Annotated in this window: 14 protein-coding genes; 10 read left to right on the top strand and 4 right to left on the bottom strand. The window is 72.1% G+C overall.

Annotation, left to right across the window (positions count from 1 at the left end):
• Positions 1–8: 8 nt before the first annotated feature.
• Entirely contained in the window at positions 9–497 is a 489-nt protein-coding gene (locus tag ADL08_RS37145) for a hypothetical protein (RefSeq protein WP_159043143.1), read from the bottom strand.
• On the bottom strand, positions 494–2,806 hold the full coding sequence (locus ADL08_RS11045; RefSeq protein WP_053641906.1) for a peptidoglycan recognition protein: 2,313 nt from the start codon (positions 2,804–2,806) through the stop codon (positions 494–496). Before ADL08_RS11045 ends, ADL08_RS37145 begins: the two co-directional genes overlap by 4 nt.
• Before the next feature lie 973 nt (positions 2,807–3,779).
• On the opposite strand from ADL08_RS11045, the gene ADL08_RS11040 reads away from it, so the two are divergent.
• From ADL08_RS11040 to ADL08_RS11025, 4 genes are all read left to right on the top strand, one after another.
• Positions 3,780–10,007 carry a DNRLRE domain-containing protein gene (locus ADL08_RS11040; RefSeq protein WP_053641905.1) on the top strand — a complete coding sequence of 2,076 codons (6,228 nt, stop codon included), beginning with the start codon at positions 3,780–3,782 and terminating at the stop codon, positions 10,005–10,007.
• Positions 10,008–10,119: 112 nt separating this feature from the next.
• Positions 10,120–10,299, top strand: coding sequence for a hypothetical protein (locus ADL08_RS11035; protein ID WP_053641904.1), 180 nt, complete (start codon positions 10,120–10,122; stop codon positions 10,297–10,299).
• Positions 10,300–10,342: 43 nt separating this feature from the next.
• Positions 10,343–10,570 (top strand): hypothetical protein, encoded by a 228-nt coding sequence (locus tag ADL08_RS11030; RefSeq protein ID WP_234352094.1) that lies wholly within the window; start codon positions 10,343–10,345, stop codon positions 10,568–10,570.
• A gap of 360 nt (positions 10,571–10,930) precedes the next feature.
• Entirely contained in the window at positions 10,931–12,724 is a 1,794-nt protein-coding gene (locus ADL08_RS11025; protein ID WP_234352093.1) for a cytochrome c biogenesis protein DipZ, read from the top strand.
• 428 nt (positions 12,725–13,152) lie between these two features.
• Here the strand turns inward: ADL08_RS11025 and ADL08_RS11020 are convergent, their stop codons facing one another.
• Together ADL08_RS11020 and eccCa are read right to left on the bottom strand one after the other, a co-directional pair.
• The gene (locus tag ADL08_RS11020) at positions 13,153–15,738 is read right to left on the bottom strand and encodes a hypothetical protein (protein ID WP_053641902.1); all 2,586 of its coding nucleotides are present in this window, start codon (positions 15,736–15,738) and stop codon (positions 13,153–13,155) included.
• Positions 15,735–19,799: a type VII secretion protein EccCa gene (gene eccCa / locus ADL08_RS11015; protein WP_420709669.1), complete on the bottom strand. Its 4,065-nt coding sequence runs from the start codon at positions 19,797–19,799 to the stop codon at positions 15,735–15,737. Before eccCa ends, ADL08_RS11020 begins: the two co-directional genes overlap by 4 nt.
• A gap of 278 nt (positions 19,800–20,077) precedes the next feature.
• Between eccCa and ADL08_RS11010 the strand changes: the two genes are divergently transcribed.
• The 6 genes from ADL08_RS11010 to ADL08_RS10985 all read left to right on the top strand — a co-directional run bounded on the left by ADL08_RS11010 (position 20,078) and on the right by ADL08_RS10985 (position 25,042).
• A complete protein-coding gene (locus ADL08_RS11010) occupies positions 20,078–20,452 on the top strand; it encodes a hypothetical protein (RefSeq protein WP_053641900.1) in 375 nt (124 codons plus the stop codon).
• A gap of 264 nt (positions 20,453–20,716) precedes the next feature.
• On the top strand, positions 20,717–22,096 hold the full coding sequence (gene eccD / locus ADL08_RS11005; protein WP_053641899.1) for a type VII secretion integral membrane protein EccD: 1,380 nt from the start codon (positions 20,717–20,719) through the stop codon (positions 22,094–22,096).
• 97 nt (positions 22,097–22,193) lie between these two features.
• The gene (eccB, locus tag ADL08_RS11000) at positions 22,194–23,657 is read left to right on the top strand and encodes a type VII secretion protein EccB (RefSeq protein WP_053641898.1); all 1,464 of its coding nucleotides are present in this window, start codon (positions 22,194–22,196) and stop codon (positions 23,655–23,657) included.
• A gap of 115 nt (positions 23,658–23,772) precedes the next feature.
• The gene (locus tag ADL08_RS10995; protein ID WP_053641897.1) at positions 23,773–24,111 is read left to right on the top strand and encodes a hypothetical protein; all 339 of its coding nucleotides are present in this window, start codon (positions 23,773–23,775) and stop codon (positions 24,109–24,111) included.
• A gap of 53 nt (positions 24,112–24,164) precedes the next feature.
• Positions 24,165–24,461: a WXG100 family type VII secretion target gene (locus ADL08_RS10990; protein ID WP_159043144.1), complete on the top strand. Its 297-nt coding sequence runs from the start codon at positions 24,165–24,167 to the stop codon at positions 24,459–24,461.
• Positions 24,462–24,610: 149 nt separating this feature from the next.
• Positions 24,611–25,042, top strand: a complete 432-nt coding sequence (locus ADL08_RS10985) for a hypothetical protein (protein ID WP_053641895.1) — start codon at positions 24,611–24,613, stop codon at positions 25,040–25,042.
• Positions 25,043–25,070: the final 28 nt, after the last annotated feature.

Genomic DNA, 25,070 nt, shown 5'->3' with positions numbered 1-25,070 from the left:
ACCGATGCTCAGCGAGCCTTGCCGGAGGGCTGGTCACGTCGCCACGCGGCGGCCCGGGCCCGGGCCCTGCGGTCTCGGATCGCGCTTTCGACAGGACCGAGAGCGACGCCGACGACCGCGCGCTGCTCATCGCGATGGTGTTCCTCGGCGGCGAAGAGGGCCTCGCCCTTCAGGACGCGGCCCGCGACCTCCTGGGCGAGGACGCGGAGAAGGACGTACGGACCATAGTGACCGCCGCGCAGATCCGCACAGTCCTGCGGGCGGCGGCTGCCGAGTTCTCCCGCACGTGCGACCCCGCTGACCTCGCCTCCACCCACGACGCGTGCGCCGCTCGCCTCGGGCGACGACGCCAGTTGCCGACGGGCCCACCGATCGGGTTCGAGGCCGCCATCAGGTGAAGCCGTGCGGTCCCCCGCCGACGCCTCGACGAACCGGCGAGCCGCCGCACGAGAACGATGCCGCACGCCGACAGCGCCGGCGGTGTCCTCTTCGGTCACTTGAGGTAGACGAGGCCGTCCGTGGTGAGGGCGGGGCGGCCGGCGGTGCCGGCCACGACGACCTTGACGGTGTGCTTGGCGCTGGTGGCCCAGGTCTTGGTCCAGATCGCGTCGCGGTACTTGGCGGTGGAGGACTTCAGGTCGACCGTGGCGGCCTTCACGCCGTCGACGTAGATGTGGGCCTGGCCGGAGGTGCTGGCGCGGGAGACGGTCCAGGCCGCCGAGCGGCCGGTGAACGTCCACGTCAGGGACGCGTTCGCGGACGAGCTGGTGAGGGACCGGCCGCCGAGGTAGCTGGTGGACGACTTGGCCGTCCAGGTGCCGGTCTTGACGGCCGCGGTCTCCTGGAGGATCACCGGCGTCGCGGACACCGATGCGCCGGTGGTGTTGCCCGCCCGGTCGTAGGCGGTCATGCTCCACGTCGTCGCGGTGCCGGAGCCGGCGGTGTGGGCGGAGCTGGTAACGGTGGGGCCGTAGGTCCCGATGACCGGTGCTGTCAGCCGTACGTCCTTCAGCGCGTTGTTGTCGGCGGCCTTCCAGTTCAGGGTGACGGGGACGGCGGTGGTGTTCACGGTCCCGGTGCGCAGGGACAGGGTCGGCTTGGTGGTGAAGGCGGGTGCGGTGGTCTCCGCGGCCACGATGACCGCCGGGCTGGTGGTCTGCCTGCCGGAGATGTGCGTGGCCCGTACGGCCACGCTGTGGGTGCCGGGCACGAGGGTCGTCATGGCCGAGGTCGCGGTGCCTGCTGCGGTGGCGGCCGGCTTTCCGTCGACGAGCAGTTCGTACTGCTTGACGAGGGAGGTGGGTGTGGTGGATGCCCAGCCCAGCGTGACGCCGGCTTTGGTGTAGTACGTCGTGCCGGACAGGCTCGCGCCGGTGACAGACGTGACGGTCAGCCCGGTGACGGGCCCGGCCGCCCAGGTGCGGAGGGTGCCGAGCCGGCCGTAGAAGGCGTTGCCGGGGCACTGGGTGTTGTAGCCGTCGCGGTGGCCGTGGATGACGGGGAACGGCATCTGGGCGCCCTTGGCCCAGGACCTGCCGAAGTAGTCGGTGCCCTTGTCCCCGGCGGTGAGGGTGGTGGTGCCTGCCGGGTCGACGCCGTACTGGCCCAGCTTCCACGCCGCGATCCGGGCGACCGAGGTCATCGCCGCCTGTGAGGGGGCGGCGTCGGTGTAGGTGCCGAGGACGGAGATGCCGGTGGTCTCGGCGTTGAAGCCGTAGGCGTGCGCGCCCTGGACGGGCCGGTCGACTCCGCCCTTGCGGCCCTCGTAGACCGTGCCGCACTTGTCGACGAGGAAGTTGTAGCCGATGTCCTTCCAGCCCAGCTGCTTGACGTGGTACGCGTAGATGCCGCGGACCACCTTCGGGGCATCGGCGCAGGTGTAGGTGTTGGACTCGGCGGTGTGGTGCACCACGACCGCCTTGATCCCGCCGCCGGGCAGGTAGCCCGGCTCCTCCGGGCTGATCGTCTCGTCCGCTCCCCATCCGGCCCGTGAGGTGACCGGCGGCCGCGGGGCCGTCGACGGCGGCGCGGGCGGCAGGGTGGCCGTCGCGGACGCGGAGGGCGTGGGGCTCGTCGTCGAGGGCGAGGGCGACGCGGTGGAAGGGGACGGGGTGGCGGACGAAGGTGACGCGGAGGGCGTTTCGGTCGTCGGTGTCGGGACGTCGGTCGTCGGCGCGCTCGTCGTCGGCTCCGTGGACGGCGTGCCGCTCGTGGAGGAGTCGGGCGTCGGCGTCGCCTCCGGTGCGGGGGGCGTGGAATCCGTGTCCGAAGGCGTGGGCTCGGCGGTCGCCTCCCGGGCGAACGCCGCCGGCGCCATGGCCTTCACGTTGCCCGTGCCGGGGTCGACCATGTCCAGACGCAGCCCCGCGGGCAGCCGCGTCGACGTCTTCCCGCCCGATGCCACCCGCACCTCGACGCCGTCGGACGGACCCACCCACGCCGGCTCGGTACCACCGCGGACGGCACCGGTCTCGCCCTGACCGCTGTCACCGTCCAGCCGCAGCCAGCCGGACCACTTCCCTGACCCCGCGGCCCGGGTCCGGACCTCGACCGCGCCGGTGACGCGCGCACCGGGGTCGGTCCAGGTCACGCCCAGCATGCTGAACGGCTCGGTGTCACGCCGTCCGAGGGACGCGCTGCGGCTGTGGGCGCCCGTCGCCAGCGGCGCGGTCCGCTCCCGGGTGCTCACCGGCCCCGTCGTCGCCTTGCCGTCCGTGCCGGTCGGTGCGCCGTTGTCGCCGGTCATCCCCTGGAACACCAGTACACCGGCCAGACCCGCGACCGCCGTGGCGGCCGTACCCCACATTCGACGCCGCTTCACGCAGCCCCACCCTTTCGAACAACCCTCATCGGGGCACTCGGTGAACCGACACGCGTGCCGCATGCGACACGCGAGGGGAACACATGGCCCGGCCGTGGCCGGCTTGACGACCGTCGGCGAACCGGCGAGAACGTCATCGGATTCGCCCGTGGGCATGCGGCCGTACGGACCCGCCGACGTGCTCGGCCTCGATGGATTCCCGATCACCTCGGTACCGGAGGCCGGGGCGACGGTGTCGGAGATCCCCCACCTGGTCAGAAGCCGCCCGGAGCCGATCGGCCGTGCTGCTCGCGCGTCCCGGTTCACCCCGGACGGTCGATTATGCACGCAAGTCCGCCCCGTACGACGCCCTCGCGAACGCCCCGGTGCGGGAGGTCGCGTCAGAGGCGTCCGCAGGAAAGAAAGATGGGTGCTGACATGTATGGATTCACCGGCGGAGATCGTTGAGAGTTGCCCGGCTGACGGCTCTCCGACAGAAGGAAGCCGACGTCATGGTGGAGCTGCCGTGCACCTGGGGGAAACGGGATGGGGGGTGTGTCGCTGTCGTACGCGGACGGCGTCCGCGTGCGCCGGAGGGTCTTGCCCTGCCGAGCACTGCCGCGTCTTCTTCCTGCGGCGACGTGGCATGCGCGACCGGACCGACCCGCTTGCCGCTCCATCGGGACAGGCCTGACCGGGCCGTAGCGGTCATCCTCCTTGCTCCAGCATCACCTCCTTGAGGTGACGAAGATCACTGAGCGCCAAGGAACCGTTGAGATTATCTGGATCCGTTTGACACGGATGGGCGGTTTTGTGAGGCGTTGCTTTCTCCTCACGCACCGCTTCTCCGCGGTCTCTGGATCCATGAGCAATGAGACTTGAGGAATCAATGAGGGTTCATTCGTTCGTGCCCAAGTGGCGCGAGCAGCCGTGGGCCGGGGGGAGCAGCCGCTACACAGCCGGCTGCATAGCTCTGGCCATGGCCGTCACCCTGCTCGACGGAACGAGCGCCGCGATGGCGGCGTCGGACCGGGTCGAGCCCACCGCCGTACAGAAGGCGGTCGCCACCCAGGCGGCGGACATTCCGTCCGCCCGGGTGGCCGCCCGGTTGTCGGGCAAGCGGGTCGAGGCGCTCTCCGAGCGCACCGAGACCTCCACCACGTGGGTGAACGAGGACGGTTCGCTCACCACCGAACTCGCCGCCGGTCCCGTCCGTTTCAAGGACGACGGCGACCAGTGGCGCGACGTCGACCTGGAACTCGCCGCCGACACGACCGGTGCGGTGGCTCCCAGGGCCCACCCGCACGGCCTGAGGCTCTCCGGCAAGGTCGGCTCCAAGGCCGCCTCGCTGCGTGCCGCGCAGGCGGGCAAGGCCGTCGACCTGGTCACCCTCGGCGAGGGCGACCAGCAGATCACCCTGCAGTGGAAGGGCGGCCTGCCCGCTCCCGAGCTGGACGGGACACGAGCCGTGTACCCGGAAGCGGTGCCGGGCGCGGACGTGGTCGTCGAGGCGACCCGCAGCGGCTTCGAGCAGTTCGTGGAGCTCAAGAAGAGGCCCTCCGCCGAGGGCTTCTCGTACACCCTGCCGCTGAGGGCCAAGGGCCTGAGGGCCGAGCAGCAGGCCGACGGCAGCGTCCTCTTCACGGACAAGAAGAGCGAGAAGACCGCGGTGATGCCGGCTCCCGTGATGTGGGACGCCACGGTGGACCCCGTCTCGGGTGAGCACACCCGCCGGGTCAAGGTCGGTCTGGAGGTGGTCCGGAAGGGCTCCGCCATCGACCTGGTCGTCACGCCGGACGCGAAGTTCCTCGCGGATCCGGAGACCAAGTACCCGGTGACGGTCGACCCCTCGACCTCCGCGCTGTCGAACGTCTTCGACACCTACGTCCAGCAGGGCGAGACCGTCGACTGGTCCAACGACGTCGAGCTGGACCTGGGCAACCCGGGTACGAAGAACGGGGACGGCACCTGGCGCACCGCGCGCTCGTTCGTCTCCTGGAACACCGCTCCGATCTCGGACGCGCTGGTCTCGAGCGCGAAGCTGAGCCTGTGGAACTTCCACTCCGGCAACACCACGTGTGCGGCGCAGTCCTGGGAGGTGTGGTCCGCCGGGGCCGCCTCGACCTCTTCGCGCTGGACCGCGCAGCCGGCCTGGACGGCGAAGAAGGCGACGTCGACGGAGACCAAGGGCAATCCGTCCTGCGCCTCGGCGCCCGACGGGTGGATCAACGCCGACGTCACGACCCTGGCGCAGGAATGGGCCTCGGCCAAGGCGGCCAAGGGCAACATGGGCCTGCGCGCCACCGACGAGTCGGGGTCCGCCGGGTGGAAGCGCGTGAACTCCGCGAACGCCTCCACCAACGTCCCGAAGCTGACGGTCACCTACAACTACCGTCCGCGCACCGGCACGAAGCAGGAGGCGGGCGCCCCGTTCTTCTCCTACGGCGGCGCCTACGTCGTCAACTCCACGACGCCCGTCCTGCGTGACACCTTCGTCGACGCCAACGGTGACAAGGTCAACGGCACCTTCCAGATCTTCGACTCGGCCACCAACACCCAGGTCGGCAACGTTCTGGTCTCCCCCTGGGTGGCCTCGGGCCAGCCGGCCTCGGTGACCGTGCCCGCCGGTGCGCTGACCAACGGCAAGACGTACAAGTTCCGCACCAACCCGTACGACGGGGCCCACTACAACCTGGGCTGGTCGGAGTGGAAGACCTTCACGGTCGACACCGCCGCCCCCTCCGCCCCCACGGGCATCGTCTCGGCGGACTACCCGTCGACGTCCTGGGTCAAGGGCTCGGGCCAGGCCGGCGTCTTCACCGTCACCCCCAACGGCACCGACCACAACTGGCTCGAATGGTCGCTGGACGGCGTGACCTGGACCAAGGTCGCCACCGGCGGCTCGACCGCCGCCAAGGCCATCGGCGTCGCCCCGCCGAACGACGGCACGCACACGCTCCAGGTGCGCCAGGTCGACAGGGCCGACAACAAGTCCGAGGCGATCTCGTACACCTTCCACGCCGGTCCGGGCGGCTTCGTCCAGCCGGGCACCGGCGAGCGCACCGCCCGTCGTCTGCCGCTGGTCGCCGAGGCCGACGCCGGTAAGTACGACAAGGTGTCGTTCTCCTGGCGACGCTCCGAGGCCGACGCGTGGACCCGGATCCCGGTCGGTGACGTCACGGCCGGGGGCACCGCGCTGACGGCCTGGCCCGTCGCGCTGACCGGTGGCAGGAACGCCCCGCTGGTGTGGAACGCCACCGACACGGTCAACCCCGACGGCACCGTCCAGCTCAAGGCCGACTTCACCGGCCCGAACTCCGCGACCGGCGCCACCGAGCCCCTGCAGGTCGTCGTCAACCGTGAGGGCGACGACGCGGCGGGCACCGACGTCGGTCCCGGTTCGGTGAACCTCCTCACCGGTGACTTCACCCTCTCCGGCAAGGACGCGTCCGCCTTCGGCATGTCCGTGGTGCGCACCGCCTCCTCCCGTGACCCGCAGGCCGCGGCCAAGCTGATGGGCGCCGACGGCGGCCAGGCCGCGATCTTCGGCAAGGAGTGGCTGTACGGCGCGTCCGGCAGCCAGGTCAGCTCCCCGTACGGCGGTCTGGTCAAGACCTCCGAGACCTCGCTGAGCATCTCCGTCATCGGTGACGACACGCGGTACCACTTCACCGCGAACAAGGACAAGACCGGTTGGGTTCCGGAAGCCTGGCTCTCCGACTACACCCTGACCGGCAACTTCACCGGGAACTTCACGCTGCGTGACGGCGAGGGCCGGGTCACCACCTTCGTACCCGTTCCGGGCACCTCGCCCAAGGCGTGGCGTGCTTCCACGGTCTACATCGACGGCCTGAGCAACTCGACCACCACCACGGTCTGGGAGAACACCACCGTCGGCGGCAAGCCCGCGGTCCGGCCGAAGAAGATCATCGCCCCGACCACGGCAGCCACCGCGGCCGCGTGCGAGGCCGACCCGGCCACCCGGGGCTGCCGCGTGCTGGAGTTCGTCTACGCGGGCACCACCACCGCCACCGGTCACACCACCGCGGCCGACTTCGGCGACTTCGCCGGCCAGGCCAAGGAGATCAAGCTCTGGGCCACCGAGCCCGGCGCCACCTCGGCCACCGCCAAGGCCGTCGCCGCCTACCGCTACGACGCGGCGGGCCGACTGCGCCAGCAGTGGAACCCGCAGCTGTCCCAGGGCACCCAGACGCAGTACTCGTACGACACCGCCGGCCGCGTCACCTGGCTCGCCCCCAGCACCGAGCTGCCGTGGGACTTCACCTACGGCAAGGCCGGCAACTCCGCCACCGCGGGTGACGGCATGCTGCTCAAGGCCCAGCGCGCCACCCTCACGCCGGGCAGCGCGACCCAGACCAACGGCACCGCCACCACCAGCGTCGTCTACGACGTCCCGCTGACCGGTACCGCCGCCCCGTACAAGATGGGTGCGGCGGACGTGAAGGCGTGGGGCCAGACCTCGGCCCCGACCGACGCCACCGCCGTCTTCCCGGCCGACTCCGTCCCGTCCTCCCACAGCGGAGGCAGCCTGACGGCCGCGGACTACAAGCGGGCCTCCATCCACTACCTGGGCGTCTCCGGACAGCCGGTCAACACCGCCCAGCCGGGCGGCCACCTCAACACCATCGAGTACGACCGCTTCGGCAACACCGTCCGCCAGCTCTCGGCGGGCAACCGGTCGAAGGCCCTCGGCCTGACCCCGGCCGACCAGAGCCAGCTCGCCGACCTCGGCATCGCGGCCCTGACCCCGGCCGAGCGCGCCGAGCTGCTCTCCCTCCGCTCGGTCTACACCGCGGACGGCTCGCGCCTGGTGGAGGAGTTCCAGCCGCTGCGCCGGGTGGACCTGGCCCGGGCGCTGAAGTCCGGCAGCACCGAGCTGGTCGCCGCGGGCACTTCGGTGACCGCGCGTCCCTGGCTGGTCAACACCTACGACGAGGGCCGCCCCACCGACGGCTCCGCCAAGGTCGAGGGCCAGCTGACCACGACGGTCTCGGGCGTGCAGGTGCGTGAGCACCCCACCGCCCAGGGCGACCAGAAGGTCAACAAGACCGAGCTCGACTGGGTCAAGGGCCTGCCCGTGAAGTCCGTGGAGGACGCCACCGGCAAGGCACTGGCCACGGTCACCGAGTACGACGCCGAGGGCCGCGTCGCCAAGCAGGTCCTGCCCGGCGGAACCGCCACCTCTGCCACCACGCGCGTCTCCACGTACTGGTCGGCCACCGGCACCGGCGCCTGCCAGGGCCGCCCGGAATGGGCGGACCAGCTCTGCAAGGTCGCGCCCGGCGGCACCGTCGCCGGCACCCAGCCGGCCGAGCTGCCCACCACCGCGTTCGAGTACGACTTCTTCGGCAGCACCGCCAAGACGACGGACACCGCCAACGGCCAGACCCGCACGGTGACCATCACGTACGACAACGCCGGCCGCCCGGTCTCCTCCAAGACCACCGGCGGCCTGGGCACGGCGACGCCCGACGCCACCACCGAGTACGACCCGGAGACCGGCAAGGTCGTCAAGACCACCTCGCCGACCGCCGGCACGATCACCCGCGCGTACGACAAGCTCGGACGCCAGATCTCGTACACGGACGCCGACGGCGGCACCACCACCTCCCAGTACGACGCCCTGGACCGGCCGACCAAGGTCAGCGACTCCGTCCCGTCCTCGGTGACCTACGCCTACGACCACACGGCCGAGCCGCGTGGTCTGGCCACCAAGGTCACCGACTCGGTCGCCGGCGCCTTCGGCGCCACGTACACGGCCGACGGCGACATCGCCGGCGAGTCGCTGCCCGGCGGCTACAGCATGAAGCAGGTCCGCGACGCCGGCGGCGAAGTGACCCTGCGCAGCTACACCCGCGACTCGGACGGTGCCGAGGTCTACAGCGACTCCGTCGCCCGTACCGGCATGGGTCAGGTCGCCCGTCACTCCGGCTGGTCCGACCAGGAGTACACCTACGACACCGCCGGCCGTCTGACGAAGGTGGCGGACACCTCCGACACGGTCTGCACCGTCCGGACGTACGCCTTCGACGCGCGTGCCAACCGCACCGGGCTCACCACGGCCGTCGGCGCCCCCGGCGTCGACTGCCCGACCACGGGCGGCACCGGCGCCACCAACGCCTTCGACAGCGGTGACCGCCTCACCAACAGCGGCTACGCCTACGACGCCTTCGGCCGCACCACCGCCATGACGGGCGGCGCGACCATCGGCCACTACACCAACGACCTGGTCCGCCAGCAGACCGCCAACGGCTCCCGCCAGACCTGGAACCTGGACGCGGCCCACCGCATCCGCTCCTGGACGGTGGAAACGGGCGGCGGCTCGACCTGGACCCAGACCCAGTCGAAGGTCAACCACTACGACGGCGACGGAGACAGCCCGCGCTGGATCACCGAGAACACCACCGGCACCGTCAGCCGCATGGTGGAGTCCCTCGGCGGTCCGCTCGGCGCCATCACCGGCAAGACCGGTGAGGTGTTCCTCCAGCTGGCCAACATCCACGGCGACGTGGCGCTCCAGCTGCCGCTGGACACCTCCGTCGCCCCGGTCGCGCTCGACAACGACGAGTACGGCCAGGCCCGCGTCGGCCAGACCGAGGCACGCTACGGCTGGCTCGGCCAGAACCAGCGCTCCGCCGAGACCGTGACCGGCACGATCCTGATGGGCGCCCGCCTCTACAACCCGGGCACCGGACGCTTCCTGTCCATCGACCCGGTGTACGGCGGCAACAGCAACGCCTACGAGTACTGCTCGGGCGACCCGGTCAACTGCACCGACCTCGACGGCCGCTTCAGCCGCTCGAAGACCCGCTACTACTCCTGGGGCCGTATCTCCGCCCACTACTGGGGTCCCAACTGGGGCACCGGCGTCGGCGGCGTCTCCATCAAGATCGTGGCGAACAAGCGGTGGACCTACCGCATCGGCAGCTACGGCTGGGTGACCTACACCATCGCCGGAGCGGTCCTGGGCCTGCTGGCCCTGCTCTTCCCGCCGGCCGCACCGGTCCTGGGCGTCCTGGCCGCTCTGATCACCATCATCGGAGCGTCCATCCAGTTCATCGCCCAATGGGCGTCGGCGAGAGGACAGTGCCTGCACATCAACGTCGGAGCCAGCGTGTACACCAAGTGGTGGGTCCCGCGCTACTCCTTCGGCAGATACGCCTACCCCTGGCGCGGCGGCTGCTGACCGGCCGTCGTGCCTGAGATGAACCCGTGACACCGCGGCCGGGGAACGAGACCCTCGTTTCCCGGCCGCACCCTCATCCCCTCACCCCCGGGGCCCACACAGAGGAAGACACATGCCCGTCCACCGCCGCGCCGCCACCGTCTTCGCCCTCCTCGCCACCCTCCAGACCGTCATCGGCGTCGTGTTCACCGCAGCCTTCGACCGGGCCTTCGGCGCACCCCTGTTCTGGACCGCCACCGGCGGCTTCGCCCTCGCCTGGTACTTCCAGCGCAAGGCGACCGTCCAGCAGTGACCCGACCGCCGACGGTGCCTGCCGGATGCCTAGAATTCGCCCGGTGACCAACACCTTTCGATGTACCCACTGCGGCACCGTCGGCCTGGAACCCGGCTTCGTCGAAGACGCCGGTCAGAACTCCCGCGGCTACGCGCGCTGGATTCAAGGGGCCCTCGAACGAGGCCCCTTCGGCGGCGCCAAGCGCATGGGCAGGCCCACCTGGCAGATCGACGCGTACCGTTGCCCCAACTGCGCCCACCTCGAACTCTTCGCCGGCAACCGCGCCTGAGGCCGCCCAGGAGCCCTCGATCCGCATCGCCCCGGTCGTGGCCGGAGCAGTACTGCTCATCCGGTCGATGCCGCTGGTACGGCGCCGGGTGCAACACCGTTCGCTGCTCCGGAGAGCCCGGCGATCGGTGGAGGAGGGCACCGGCGAAGGCGACCTCGTGGTGGTCCCGGGAGACGACGTGGCGGCAGAGGTTTCACCCATGCCAGGTAAATCGGCCAGAGGCCCCACAGAAGCAAACCTCCGAGTCTCTTGAATCTCGCTTTCGCCAATCCGAACGTTCCCCCGCAACGAATAGCCACTGCGGGAGGCGTGGAACAGCCGCCCTCCGGACGGAAGGCGATCAGCATGCTCACACTTGCTTTGATCGGATTGCTGGGAGGGCTGATCACGGCGGTCTCACCCTGCATCCTGCCGGTCCTCCCCGTGGTGTTCCTGGCGGGCGGCACCGGCGGCGAGCACGACGGTGGTGCGACGACGCACACGTCCCCGGCGGCCACGGCGAAGGCGGGGACTCCGCCTCGGAGCCCGGAGCCCTCCGGGGGCGGGGTGATGACCGCTCCCGCCGCGCCGCCGGCCCGGGCGCCGCGCAACCGCCGTCCGTACGCCGTGGTGGCCGGGCTCGTCGTCAGCTTCGCCTTCTTCACCCTGCTCGGCGTCACGATCATCTCGGCCCTCGGCCTGCCGCAGGACATCCTGCGCTACATCGGCCTGGGCCTGCTCGTCCTCATCGGGCTCGGTCTGATCCTCCCGCCCGTCGAGCGCATGCTGGAGAAGCCCTTCGCCCGCATCCCCCAGCGCCAGGTGAACAAGGAGGGCAGTGCCTTCGCCCTGGGCCTGGGCCTCGGCCTGCTGTACGTGCCCTGCGCAGGTCCCGTCCTGGCCGCGATCACCGTGGCCGGCGCCCGGGGCGAGATCAGCGCCGACATCGTGGTCCTGACCCTGTCCTTCGCCCTGGGCACCGCCGTACCCCTGCTGGTGTTCGCCCTGGCCGGGCGCCGGGTCGCCGAGCGGGTCGCCGCGTTCCGCAAGCGCGCCCGGGCACTCCGGATCGTCGCCGGCTCCCTGATGATCGTCCTCGCCCTGGGGCTCGCCTTCGACGTCACCTCCGCCATCCAGCGCTCCCTGCCCGACTACACCTCCGGCGTGCAGAAGAAGATCGAGGACAGCGACGCCGCCCGGCAGCAGCTCTCCGGCCTGTACGACGACTCCAACAAGGACCTCTCCCGCTGCGAGGACGGCGCGGACGAACTGCGCTCGTGCGGACAGGCCCCGCCGATCGAGGGCATCGACTCCTGGTTCAACACCCCCGGTAACGGGCCCGTCGACCTCAAGAGCCTGCGCGGCAAGGTGGTCCTGGTCGACTTCTGGACCTACTCCTGCATCAACTGCCAGCGGGCCGTACCCCACCTGAAGGACTGGGACCGCGCCTACCGGGACGCCGGACTGCGGATCATCGGCGTCCACTCGCCCGAGTTCGCCTTCGAGAAGAAGCGCGACAACGTCGTCGCCGGGGCGCGCAAGCTCGGTGTGACCTGGCCCGTCGCCCTCGACAACGACCTGGCCACCTGGAACAACTACCGCAACCGCTTCTGGCCCGCCAAGTACCTCATCGACGCCGACGGCACCGTCCGCCACCTCAAGTTCGGCGAAGGCCAGTACGACCGGACCGAGCAGCTGATCCGCGACCTGCTCCGGCAGGCGAACCCCACCGTCGCCCTCCCCGCGCCCACCGGCCGCGCCATGGACGACCTGACCGCCGACCGCACCCCCGAGACCTACCTGAGCAACCTGCGCATCCGCGGCTACGTCGGCACCCCCCTGGTGAACGACGAGCCCGCCGCCTACCGCTTCCCCAAGAACCCGCTCCCCCTCGGCAAGCTCTCGCTGGACGGCACGTGGACCGCCGGCTACGAGCACTTCACCGCCGGCCCCGACGCACGCCTCGCCTTCACCTACCGCGCCAAGAACGCCAACCTCGTCCTCGCCGGCACCGGCAGGGTCACCGTCCTCGTGGACGGCAGGCCCACCCGGACGATCGACGTCTCCGGAGCACCGACCCTCCACCGCCTGACCGACGACGGGGCCCCGCGCACCGCCCGCCTCGAACTGCGCCTCACCCCCGGACTCCAGGCCTACGCCTTCACCTTCGGATAGGAGCGACCGGGCCTCACCGCCCGGGCACGGCACGCACGAGGACGAGCGAGCCCCGGTGGGTCGGTTGTGCGCGCAGGTGGCCGAAGCGCTCGTCCCAGCCTCCGGAGTCCAGGTCGTGGCGCGGGGTGCGGTCGAAGCGTTCGCGGGCGGCGGGGTCGAGGAGCGTCCCGGGTGGTGCACGCTGAAGAGGGTCATGGCGGCGTCGGCGAAGGGCAGGTCCTCGGTGACGGCGTCGACGGCGCGGGTGAACCCCGTCGGGCGCCGGGCGCGCATCGAGGCGGACGGTTCGACGGCGGCCACCGCGGCGGCGGCGTTCTCGTACGCTCCGGTCCCCGCACCGACGTTGAGGACGATCCGGGACCGGCGTCGCCTTCCTCCGTCCTCTTCCCTCGCCTCGGCCCAGCGGCCTCCCCGGCGCGAGCCGTCGCTCATCCCAAGGCCGCTCCGGGTGCCGTGTGAAAGCGCGACGCGTCGGGCAGGGGGCGGCGGTCGTGGGGTTCCAGCATGTCCCGGCGCTCGAACCAGTCGACGAGGCGTGCACGGGCCTGGGCGTCGCGCTCCCGGACACGGCTGTCCACCCCCTCCGCGGGCGACACCTCGCGGAGCAGGACCCGGATCGGGGACGCGTCGTCCTCCGCGATGTGCAGGGCCAGGACCGCGAAGGCCGTGCCCGGTGGGAACACCACTTCCGGTTCGTCGTCCGTACCGAGGAAGACGGCCGTACGACGGCCGGTGGTGGACCAGATCCCGAACTCGACCGCGCCCTCCAGCTGCGCGTCGCAGGCCGGTACGGCCGCCACGGCGGCGGGCTCGACGATGACGGCGCCGGGCACGTACCGGTCCAGCGGCACCGCCTCGGCCGGGGCGGCGAGCATGACGGCCCCGTAGTGACCCGGCAGCCTGCGCAGGCCCGAGCTGAGGCAGCGCAGCAGCGGCGTGAAGGGGCCCGGTGCCGCTGCCCGCGCCGCCTCGGCGAGTCCCGCCCGGGACACCGGGTCGGGGGTGTCGGCCTGGTACACCGCGATGGCGACCATGTCCGGCTTGAGGTCGTCCTGGGCCGTGGAGCGCAGCGACGGCAGCCGGGAGGCCAGAAGTTCCGTCCTGCCCGCGAGGACGTGGTACCGCTCACCGAGGAGGTCCCGGAGGGCCGCACGGTCCCCGGGGCCGCTGGGCGCGACAGGTGCCGGCGCCGACCGGGCGGGCTGGGGCGGGACCGGAGCCGCTCGCACCGGGGCGTCGGGGCCGGGCGGTGCGACCGGAGCGGTGGCGGGTTCGGGCTGCTGGTCCCGCTCGGACGGCGGTGTCGTCTCCGGCACGTGCGGGTCCGGCGCATGCGGATCCGGCTCCGGGGTACCGGCACCCGGCCCGAGCACCACCCGAGGCGCGGCGGGTCCGGGACGCGGCTCGGGCCCGGCTTCCGGCGCGCCTTCGGGGTCCGGTCCGGCCTCCGGCGACGACAAGGCCTCGGGCGCGGGCCAGGTCGTCCGGGGATCCCGCCAGTTCAGGTCCAGCGCCGTGGCTCGGGACCTGCCTTCCGCCTCCTCGGCCTCGCTCCCGTGGACCAGCAGTCCGTGCGGCTCTGTCGCGCCCAGGCCCGGCAGCATCGCCGCCGCCCCGGGAAGCGCCGCCCAGACCTCGGGTCCGATGCGTACGCCCCCGTCGCCCACGACCAGGACGGGGCGCACGGGGTCGGGTCGCAGCGTCCGGGGGCGGAGGTCCGGTGCGGGTCCTGCCGGGCGCAGCCAGAGCCCCGCCGGTACGGACTCCAGTAGCCAGCCCTCCAGGTCCGTGGTCCGGTGCACGGCAGGGGCCGGTGTGTCCTGTCCGGGCAGTCGCAGCCACGCGGACGGGACCACGCGACGGTGCTCGGGCGAGGCGGCGAGTTCGAGCACCAGGGGCTGCCAGGTGGGTGCGGCCCGCTCGTCGAGGAGCGTGGTGGCGTGGTCGTCGGCCGTGCGTACGGGGAGGCCGATGGCCACGCGTACCGTGCGGCCGAGATGTTCCGCGAGGGCCACGGCCATGGCGATCAGGTCGGACGGAGCGGCCCACGGTGCGGCCAGCAGCAGGTCCGCCGCGTCCTCCGCCGCCTCCGGTACGCGGTCGAGGAGTTCGGCGGTGGGAAGCGACGGCCGCCGGGGTGAGCCGACGCCCAGGAGGAAGGTGTCCGGGTGGACGCCGATCAGCTGCTCGGCCGCTTCGGGCAGGTCCCCCAGCCAGAACCCGCCCCGCACGGAACGGCTCTCGTCCTCCACCGGTGCCGCGCCTATCACCGGTACCGCCCCTTCCGGCGGCGCCGAACCGAACCCGTGCGCACCGGCCCGGGACTCCGCCACCATGGGGACCGGGGGCGCGGGCGGCGGGAGCGGATCCTCCGCCCGATCGGGATGCTCGTCCCGGTCGGGTTCCTCAATCCGGTCAGGGCGCTCTTCCGGGGCAGGTTCCTCGGTCCCGTCGCGACGCTCTTCCTGGTCGGGATCCTCACTCGGGTCGGGGTTCCCGCCGTGGCCGAGCCCCTCGCCCCGGCCGGGGCCGGGCTCCGCGCGCTCGCTCTGCCCCGGAGCCTCGTTCCCAGCCGCCGGCGGCCAGTCGGGCGCCAGTCGGCGCGGCTGTTCCCCCGGCTGCGTGCTCCACCAGCTTCCCGGCTCCGCGATCCGCAGCGTGCCGTCCGGTTCGATGCTGACCACGCCGTCCGGGGCGATCACCGTGAAGTCCGCCGTCGCCGCGACGGCCTCGACCGGACGGCTGCCGTCGGGGCCCGTTGCGGCGAGGCCCGAGGCCGCCAGCACCAGGCTTGTCGCTCCGCGTTCCACGGCGAGGGCCACCAGGTCCGGAAGGCTCCGGCGGAGCACCGGGGCCGCGTCCGGTGCCGCGGCCAGGATCAGGAGCGCGCCGGGCAGTGGGGGAAGACCGCCGAGGGCTGCCGTCAGGGCCGGTGCCATCTCCTCGGACGTGATCACGAGGTGTGGGCCGACGGGACGCACCCTCGATCCGGTGGCGGGGGCGGACGTGGTCATCCGGAGTGTCCGTTCTGCGGGGTCGGGCCGTCGGGGTCGAGCAGCGGCGTCTGGAGCTGCACCGTGCGACGGCGGGTGATGTGCAGTGCGCGTCCGGTGGGCAGCACCTTGGGCTTCGTACCGCCGAAGAGGTAGCCCTCGGTGGGCGGGCAGGACAGCAGGACGGCCGGGGTGTTGACGTCCTGGAGCTTGCGCAGGAGCTGGTCGGACAGGCCTCGTCCGGCTCCGTTGGCGGAACGGGCGACGATGATGTGCAGGCCGATCTCCGCGCCCTGGGCGAGGTGGTCGAGGACGGCGGCGAACGGATGGGCCGACGGGGAGCCGTGGACCAGGTCGTAGTCGTCGACGAGTACGAAGAGTTCCGGGCCGCTCCACCAGTCGCGCAGCCGCAGCCGGTCCGGGGTGATGTCGGCGGACGGAACGCGGTTGGCGATCGCCTTGGCGGCGCCGGTGACCATCTGGCGCAGTGGGTCGGCCGAGACGGCGTAGCCGAGCCGGTACTCCTCGGGCACGGTCTCGTACATCTCGCGGCGGAAGTCGACCAGCATCAGGCGGCCCTGGTCGGGTGTGTAGGCGCGCATGATCTGGGTGGCGATGTGCTTGAGGAGATTCGTCTTGCCGGTCTCGCTGTCGCCGACGACGATCAGGTGCGGGTCCTGGGAGAAGTCGTGCCACAGCGGCAGGACGTCGTGTTCCTCCAGGCCGAGCGGGATCCGAAGGGAGCCGTGGGGTGCGGGGAGTTCCGCGGCGTCGAGGACGGGCGGGAGCATGCGGACCTCGGGGGCGCGCGGCCCGGTCCAGTGGTCGGCCACGACGTCGACGAGGTCGGCGACGCCCTCGCTGAGGTCATGGGCGGTGCCGAGGCCGTCCATACGAGGCAGCGCGCACAGGAAGTGCGCCTGGTCGGCGGTGAGTCCGCGGCCGGGGATCTTGGGCACCTTGCCCGCCGCCCGCATGTTGACGACCGAGTCCACGGCGTCTCCCAGGCGCAGTTCGAACCGGGTCTGGAGCTGGTCGCGCAGGGCGCCGGTGATCTCGCCCCAGCGGGTGGTGCCGACGAGCAGGTGAACCCCGTAGTTGAGGCCCCGCTGCGAGATGAGGGTCAGCGGCTGGACCAGGTCCATGAACTCCTGGCGCAGCGTGTTCCAGCCGTCGATGACGAGGAACACGTCTCCGTGGGGGTCGTCGGGAAGCTCTCCGGCCGCCTTCTTGCGGCGGAAGGTGGCGATGGAGTCGATGCCGAGTTCGGCGAAGCACTTCTCGCGGCGGGTGATGACCGCGTTGACCTCGGCGATCGTACGGGTGACGCGGTCCGGGTCGTGGCGGCCGGTGACCCCGCCGACGTGGGGCAGGCCGCGCAGGCCCGACAGGGTTCCGCCACCGAAGTCCAGGCAGTAGAACTGCACTTCGGCGGGGGTGTGGGTGAGCGCGAGTGCCGTCATCATGGTGCGGATCAGGGTGGACTTGCCGGACTGCGGGGCTCCGGCGATGCCGATGTGTCCGTCGGCTCCGGCCAGGTCGGCCATGAGCAGGTCGCGGACCTGCTGGAAGGGCCGGTCGACGACGCCGACGGGAACCTTGAGGGTGCCGCGGGCCTCACCCTCGACGGTGAAGCCGCGCTCCGGGTGCGGTCCGATCGGGGGCAGCAGTTCGTCCAGTGTCGGCGGGACGTCCAGCGGCGGCAGCCACACCTGGTAGGCGGGGGGACCGACGTCGGTCAGTCGTTCGGCGGCGATGTCGAGGAGCGTGCCGGTCTCCTCGGTCTCGGGCTCCTCCTCCGTGTCGGGGGTGGAGGGCAGCACGCGGGGGGCCACGTAGTCAGTGCCGAAGGCCACGACCTGGCCCTCGATGACCGCGCGCTGGGCGGCCGGCCGGCGTTTGGGCTGGTAGGCCCCGGAGACGTAGGCCGCCTTGAAGCGGGTGAGGGTGGAGATGTCGCTGCGCAGATAGCCGTTGCCGGGCTGGGAGGGCAGCTGGTAGGCGTCGGGGACGCCCAGGACGCCCCGGGACTCCATGGCGGAGAAGGTGCGCAGGCCGATCCGGTACGACAGATGGGATTCCAGCTGGTGCACGCGCCCTTCGTCGAGGCGCTGGGAGGCGAGCAGCAGGTGGACGCCGAGGGAGCGGCCGAGTCGGCCGATCATGACGAAGAGGTCCATGAAGTCGCGGTGTGCGGCGAGCAGTTCGGAGAACTCGTCGACGACGACGAACAGCGTGGGCAGCGGGTCCAGCGGAGTGCCCGCGGCGCGGGCGGTCTCGTACTCCAGGAGGGAGGCGTAGTTGCCCGCCGCGCGGAGCAGTTCCTGGCGGCGGATCATCTCGCCGTGCAGCGCGTCGCGCATGCGATCGACCAGGTCGGCCTCGTCGGCGAGGTTCGTGATGACGGCGGAGGTGTGGGGCAGACGGTCCAGGCCGAGGAAGGTGGCGCCGCCCTTGAAGTCGACGAGGACGAAGTTGAGGATCTCCGAGGAGTGGGTCAGGGCCAGGGCGAGGACGAGGGTGCGCAGGAGCTCCGACTTGCCGGAGCCGGTGGCGCCGATGAGCATGCCGTGCGGGCCCATGCCTCCCTGGGCGGACTCCTTGATGTCTAGGTCGATGGGTGTGCCGTCGGGGCCGAGGCCGAGCGGGACGCGCAGTTTGTTGGACTGGTTGCGCTGCGACCACTGCTGCTTGACGTCGAAGCGGTGCAGGTCGTGGATGCCGAGCAGGCTGGTCAGGTCGAAGTCGGTGGCCAGTGGCTCGCCCTGGTCGACGCTGTCGCCCAGCCGGTACGGGGCCATGGCCGCGGCCAGGCGGGTGGCCGCGGTGGGGGTCAGGCCGTCCGGCACTCCGAGCGTGGTGACCTGGTCCTTCCGATTGCGGTCGGCGCCGACCATCTCCAGGGTTCTGTCGGTGCCGTCGGGGGTCCCGGTGATCCGCAGGCGGAGGACGAGTCTGCTGTGCTTCCACTCCAGCGCGGAACCGACGTCGACGACGGTGGCGTTGCGGTAGCCGCCGAGCGCGGCCCGGTGGGGGGCGGTGAAGGTGGCCCCGTCGAGCACGATGACCGTGTAGGGCTCGTCACGGCTCGGGGTGGCGTCGGGCTCGTAGGGCGGCCGGGCGCCGAACTCCTCGCCGAGCAGCTGCTCCAATTCGCCGATGGTTCCGGCGACGAGCCGGAGCGGCCCCGCGCCGTCGGTCTCCCCGGGGTGCAGGGCGTGCGGCAGCCACTTGGTCCACTCCCAGTGGGCACGCCGGTCGGGCGGGGCGACCACGGCGACGCGCAGTTCGTCGGGCGCGTGGAACGTGGCCAACTGGGCGAGCACGGCGCGGGCAAGGGCGCGGGGCCGGTCGTCGGTGCCGGCCGTCGCGCCGCCGTCGGGTGTCCCTCCTTCGGTCGTCCCGTTGCCGGGGCCGGCTTCGTCGGCGCCCCGGATCAGGACGTGGGCGAAGCCGCGCAGGTGAATGGCGACGGGCTGCTCGGCGACGGCGCCGTACGCGTGGATGAAGCGGCGCAGGGCGTGGGCGCTGAGCGGTTCGAGGTCGTCGACCGGCTTGGTGGCGAGCGGGGCGAGGCGCACCGCGAGACGCTGGGAGCCGCGCGCGATCCGTACGTCGCTGAAGTCCGGGTGTGAGGAGCGTCGTTCCCACAGCCGCGAGGTGCGTACCAGGGAGGGCAGCTCGGACGGGTCGGGGTGCCGCCATGCCAGGGCCTCCTGCTGGCGGAGGACCTCCTTGCGCACCTGGCGCCGCATCTGCGACAGGTAGCGCAGGTAGTCGCGGCGTTCGCCGGTGAGCTCCTGCTTGCGGTCGGCGTTGCCGCGCATGATCTGGGTGACGACCATGCCGATCGCGGACACGGCCATGGTGCCCATGGCGATGTACGTCATGAGGCCGCCGTTGGGCCGTAGGAAGATGAACACCATGGAGAGCGAGGACAGCGCCATGGGCACCATCGTGATGATGTTGCCCATGCCGTTCTGCTTCTCCGGGAGGCCCGGCGGCTCCTGCAGTTGGATCTCGCCGTCCGGCATCTCGGGGCCCGGCCGCCTCGGCGGGCGGTTGACTTGCACCACGCTCAACGAACAACGCTCCTCACACCTGGCGGCCGACTGTGTGCCGATTCCTCGTCAGTCGGGAACGGGCGGAAGGTGCCCGATGGTTCAACCCCGTGGCCCGCGCCCCGGATGAACCTCCACGGGCGGGGTACGCGTTGATCTCTCCGTCGGAAGCAGGGGCGGACGAACGGTGGGAGAGCGTGCGCGACTACGGACGACCGCCGGACCGGGTGCCGGTGACGTCGGCGGGGTGGGCGAGGCGGTGCGTGCACGCCCGTCGTGGCGGTGTCTGCGGGAGAGCGGTGTACGAGGACGAGGCCGAGGACGCGACGGCGGACGAGGTGCGGGCGCTGCTGCGCGACTGGCTGCCGGACACCCGCCCTGAGGACCGGGACCCGCTCGCCGGGACCGCGACCGGGCTGGACGTGCCGGAGGCCACCGCGTCCGAGTTGACGCGGGTTCTGGCTCGGCTGCTCGGCCCGGTGTCCCCCGTCGTCCCGGCACCGCGGGAGGCGCTGCTGATCGCCCGCGCGCTCGTGGTCGACGAGCATCCGTCGGCGGGCGCCTGGAGCGAGGGCGAACGGCGGGCCGTGACCCGTCTGGTCGCCGTGCTCCTCGTACGGCACGGCGAGGAGGGCGTCGAGTCGTTCGTACGGGCGCTGCGGGGGGACGACTGATCCGTTCGCCGTCGCCCGTACGAACGGCTCGACGCCACGCCGACCCCAGTCGCCAGGCCCGCCCTCTGTAGCCACACCGCCCCTCGTCGCCTGGCCCGCCCTCGTCGCGACGGCCGGCCCCGCAGCCCCTCCCCCGCCGTCGTGCCGGGGCCTGTGCCGGCCATCCGGTTCGCCGCGGTTGAACCCGGCACCGGGGCGCGTCCGTTCCACTGCCCGCCGAGGGCGTTCCGGCCTCGGCGGGACAGCAGGAAGGACACGCGGGCAGTGAGCGGTAGCGCGGTGGCGGGGCTGTGCCGGTTGAGGTTCCACGGGCCGCACAAGGTCGTCGAACTCTCCGTACCGGCCGACGTCCCCCTGGCAGACCTGTTGCCGACGATCATCGGCTACTCCGGGGACGGCCTCGACGAGGAGGCCGTCGAGGCGGGCGGCTGGGTGCTCCAGCGGCTCGGCGAGGAGCCCCTGGACGAGGAGCGGACGGCCGAGGCCCTGGGCCTGCGGGACGGCGAGCGTCTCTATCTGCGGCTGCGCCGCGAGTCCCTGCCGGAGGTCCATTTCGACGACATCATCGACGGTGTGGCGGCCGGGCTCGACCGGCGGGGCGACACGTGGCACCCCGCCCTCACCCATCACCTGGCACTCGGCCTGGCGCTGCTCGTGCTGGCGGGCGGCCTGGCCCTCCTGGCCCTCTCCGGGGACATCGGGCCACTGCGGGGGGTCTCGGCGGCGGTGACCGGAGTGCTCCTGCTCCTGGGCGCGGGGAGCGCCGCGCGGGCGGTCGGGGACGCGGGGGCCGGTACGGCGCTCGGCGCCGCGGCCGTTCCCTATGTGGCACTGGCCGGGGCGCTGCTGCCGTCCGGGGACAGCGACCTGACGGCCGCCCGGCTGCTCGCGGGCGGTTCGGCCGCCGCGAGCGCCTCGGTCCTCGCGCTCGCGGCCGTGGCCTGTTCGGCGCCTCTTTTCCTCGGGCTGCTCATCACCGCGGTGGCCACGGCGGTGGCGGGAGCGCTCGCCCTCGCGGGGCTCACGGCCCCGGAGACGGCGGGGGCGCTGACGGTGCTGGTGGTGGCGCTCGGGACGTTCCTGCCCGGGTTCGCCTTCCGGCTCTCGGGACTGAGGCTGCCCGCGTTGCCGCGCACCGCCGAGGAGCTCCAGGAGGACATCGAGCCCTACCCGGCGCAGGACGTCGTGGACCGCAGTGCCGTGGCCGACGGCTATCTGACCGCCTTCCACGTGGTGACGGGCGCCCTGTGCGCCGCCTGTCTCACCCTGATGGCCCCCGCACCCGGCTGGGCTTCCGTGGCCCTGAGCTGCGCGGTGTCGCTGCTGCTGATCCTGCACGCCCGTGAGCTGGGCTCCCGGTGGCAGCGGCTGGCCCTGGTCCTGCCCGGCTCGTACGGGCTCGCGCTGCTCACGACCGGGTGGGCTCTCTCGCTGGGCCCCACCGGTCGTCTGTACCTGCTGGCGGGGCTGGCGGCGACCGCCGCGGCCCTCGTGATCGTCTCGTGGACGGTGCCGGGGCGGCGGATGCTGCCGTACTGGGGTCGGGCCGCCGACCTGCTGCACAGCCTGCTCGCGCTGAGCATGCTGCCGCTGGCCCTGACCGAGGCCGGGGTCTTCGCCTGGGTGCGCGGGCTCACCGGCTGAATTCCGCGACCGGCCCCCGGGCCGGGACTCCGGCGCGGGGCCGGTGACCTCACCTCGCACCTCGCACCCCACCACACCTTTCCTCCGAGGAGTTCACATGCAGTCCAGGCGCGACCAGGTGCAGGCCCACCTGTTCGTGATGAGCAGGCTCGGGGCCGGGATGCTGCGGGGCGAGCCCGACTCCCTGGACCTTCCCACCCGGCGCACCGCTCGCGGGGTGCGCACCGGGCTGTTCATCGCTGTCCTGATAGCCCTGGTGATGGGCTTGTACGGGGCGATCAAACCGGGCGGTTCGACGGGCTGGGCCAAGCCGGGGACCCTGGTGGTGGTCAAGGAGACGGGCGCCCGGTACCTGTTCGTCGGCGGGGAGCTGCGGCCGGTGCTCAACCAGGCCAGCGCCCGGCTGGTGGCCGGGGAGAAGATGACCGTCACCCAGGTCGGCCTGAACTCGCTCAAGTCGGCGCCGCGCGGCGGACCGGTGGGCATCGTGGGCGCGCCGGACGGGCTGCCGGCCACGTCCGCGCTGTCCCGCGGCGACTGGCTGGTGTGCGGACTGGTGGTCGCCACGGCGTCGGGCAGGCCCGGAGCTGTGGTCTCGCTGGCCGTCGGCTCCGCCGGTTCGGGCCAGGCACTGGGTCCCGAGCAGGGACTGCTGGTGGTCGCCACGGACGGCACTCGCCATGTGCTGTGGCAGGGGAAGCGGCTGCGGCTGGGCAAGGACGCGGGTACGGCGCTCGGCTACGGCACGGCCACGCCGTTCCCGGTGGCACCGTCCTACCTCAACTCCCTTCCCTCCGGGCCCGATCTGGTCGCGCCGGACCTCACGGGCCGGGGCACGCCCGGTCCCGACCTGGCCGGGCGGCCGACCCGGGTCGGCCAGCTGTTCACGGGCCCGGCCGGTGAGCCGTACGTCCTGACCCGGAAGGGCCTGGCACCGCTCGGCCGCACCCAGTTCGAGCTGCTGCGCGGTGACCCGCGCACCCAGAAGGAGGCGTACGCGGCGGCTCCGCCGCTCGCCGTCGTGGTGGGCGCCGCGGACCTGGCCGCCCACCCGGCGCCGGCCGGGATCCTGCCGGACACAGGACTTCCGACGACGCCGCCGGAGCTGGTGGCGCCGGGGACTGGTCAGGGCGTGTGCACCGCGGTACGGCCTTCGGCGGCGGGCGGGCCCCGCACCCTGGTGACCGTGGCCGACGCGTCGGCGGTCGCGGGACGGCCGGTGACGCCCCAGCCGGGTGTGACGGCGTCGTGCGGCGCGGCCGACCGGATCTCGGTACGGCCGGGGGGCGGCGCGCTGGTGCGGGCGCTGTCCGGGGCGGGCACGGCCGGGGCGACGTACCTGGTCGCGGACAACGGCGTGAAGTACCCGCTGCCGACACAGGAGGCGGCGAAGGTCCTCGGCTACGCGGGCGCGACGCCGGTGGGCGTGCCCTCGACGCTGCTGACCATGCTGCCCTCGGGCCTGGACCTCGACCCGGCGGCGCTCATGACCGCGGGGGTGGTCGACGCGCCCGCCGACGAGCCGGCCCCTCTGTGCCCCGGGAGCGTTCCGGGGAGCTGAGCACGGTGTCCGCGCCGCCGCCCGGGGCCGGTGCGATGGATCGGTGAACCCCCCACCGCGAACGGCCCGTTCCCCCTGCCGGGAAGCCCACCGACCGTACGATCAAGGAGATCAGGTGTCCGACGTTCCCAATGACAACCTCAAGATTTCATCAGCGGTACTGACCCAGACCCTCAACGAACTGGAGGAGCACCTCCAGACGATGGAGCGGGCCTACACGCAGTCCGAGGACATCGCGATCCAGGTCGCGCAGAGCATGCGGTCCGCGGCGGGCACCAAGTTCATCGCGAAGATCGAGAACTGGCAGCGCGGCTACCGCACGGTGATGGCCGAGTACAAGGACCTCCTGGACGCGGTCGGCACCACCAGCAAGGTCATGACGGACACCGCCGGTGAGGCGGACGCCAACATGGACCTGTGGAGCGGCGACGTCTACGACGTCCTCAGCAAGTGATCACGTACGCCCTCTCCGTCTCTCCCTCCTCCCCTCTTACCCAAGGAACGCGCATGAGCGAAATGGACATGGACATCAAGCACGGCGCGCTCGAGGAAGCGAACGCCCAGATGAAGCAGGTCGCCGCGACCATGAGCTCGGCCGTGGAGACCGTCGTCCAGCGGCTCGACGCCATCCGGTCGGAGTTCACCGGTGAGGCGGCCAAGGAGTTCGCGGAGTTCAAGCAGGTCGTGAACTCCCTGGACTCCAACCTGTCGCAGCAGTTCAACAAGGGCGCGGACCTGCTAGCCGACGCCCACGGCATCATCCGGGGCGGGGACCGCAAGAGCGCGTTCCTGTTCCAGCGCTGAACCTCCGCGCCCCGCACCGGAACCCGGCACGCCGTCACCGTCGGCGTGCCGGGTTCCGGCGTTCCGGGGCCGGGGTGAACCTCCAAGTGCGGGGCCTCCGTTCTCCGTGCCGGACGGTACGCGGCCCGGAACAGGAATGGAGAGACCCCATGGCGGACGACAACGAGGGTGGCGAGAGCGTCACTTCGATCACCGAAGACGTTCTGCTGGAGAAGGCGACGAAGTTCGAGGAACTGCTCCTGGAACTCACCTCGGACACGGTCCTGCTGGCGCTCCCCGACTGGTCGGCGGGAAAGCCCAACGGTGACTTCGGCCAGATCCTGCCGGGCAACCCCAAGCAGTTGCACAGCGCCGCCCGTGTGCAGGCGGGATTCGCCGCCGTGTGCACGCAGCTGGAGGGCGCTCTCGACAAACTCCAGGGCGTCACCAAGAGCGGCAGCATCAACCTGCGGAGCGTCAAGGAGATCCTCGGCGACGCGGCGGGCGACGCCGTCGACGTCACCGAGATGTGGGAGATCCTCGGCATGATCCAGCGGGACGCCCAACAGTCCAGCGGGTCCACCCCCTCTCCCGAGAAGTAGACCGTCACCCACCCGACAGGAGTTCGAC

The organism is Streptomyces sp. NRRL F-6492, assembly GCF_001280125.1.
GTDB lineage: Bacteria > Actinomycetota > Actinomycetes > Streptomycetales > Streptomycetaceae > Streptomyces.
Note: the sequence above shows the minus strand (reverse complement) of the source record. Positions and strands in the feature narration are given on the sequence as shown.

Excerpts from the sequence above, each read along its gene's own strand:
- eccB (WP_053641898.1), top strand. The coding sequence starts at position 22,194 with ATGCAGTCCAGGCGCGACCAGGTGCAGGCCCACCTGTTCGTGATGAGC.
- ADL08_RS10985 (WP_053641895.1), top strand. The coding sequence starts at position 24,611 with ATGGCGGACGACAACGAGGGTGGCGAGAGCGTCACTTCGATCACCGAA.
- ADL08_RS11035 (WP_053641904.1), top strand. The coding sequence starts at position 10,120 with ATGCCCGTCCACCGCCGCGCCGCCACCGTCTTCGCCCTCCTCGCCACC.
- ADL08_RS11040 (WP_053641905.1), top strand. The coding sequence starts at position 3,780 with ATGGCCGTCACCCTGCTCGACGGAACGAGCGCCGCGATGGCGGCGTCG.
- ADL08_RS11045 (WP_053641906.1), bottom strand. The coding sequence starts at position 2,806 with ATGTGGGGTACGGCCGCCACGGCGGTCGCGGGTCTGGCCGGTGTACTG.
- ADL08_RS11020 (WP_053641902.1), bottom strand. The coding sequence starts at position 15,738 with ATGACCACGTCCGCCCCCGCCACCGGATCGAGGGTGCGTCCCGTCGGC.
- ADL08_RS10990 (WP_159043144.1), top strand. The coding sequence starts at position 24,165 with ATGAGCGAAATGGACATGGACATCAAGCACGGCGCGCTCGAGGAAGCG.